The organism is Zestomonas carbonaria, assembly GCF_904061905.1.
GTDB classification, from domain to species: Bacteria; Pseudomonadota; Gammaproteobacteria; order Pseudomonadales; family Pseudomonadaceae; genus Aquipseudomonas; species Aquipseudomonas carbonaria.
In genome coordinates this window covers 1-204 of record NZ_CAJFCI010000124.1, presented here as the reverse complement: position 1 = coordinate 204, position 204 = coordinate 1, and the positions used below count along the sequence as shown (strand labels likewise).

Here is a 204-nt window from a genome sequence, read left to right as displayed (position 1 = left end):
TGCGCCGCTTCGCCTACCGCGAGCAGGTGCGCACTGCCGTGCAGACCCAGCTCGACTACAGCTTCAAGCACCCGATCTATAACCAGCAGCATGTCGCCCGGGGCGCCCACCTCGACCACCAGCACGCCGACTACGAGCGCTACGACTACCCCGGCCGCTACAAGCAGGACGCCGCCGGCAAGCCCTTCACCGCCGCCCGCCTGC

At 69.1% G+C, this 204-nt stretch carries 1 protein-coding gene; it reads left to right on the top strand.

Annotated features, from left to right (window positions below; all coding sequences use genetic code 11):
- Positions 1–204: contractile injection system protein, VgrG/Pvc8 family (locus tag PSEWESI4_RS24960; RefSeq protein ID WP_187673934.1), on the top strand; the 204-nt coding region annotated here is incomplete at both ends.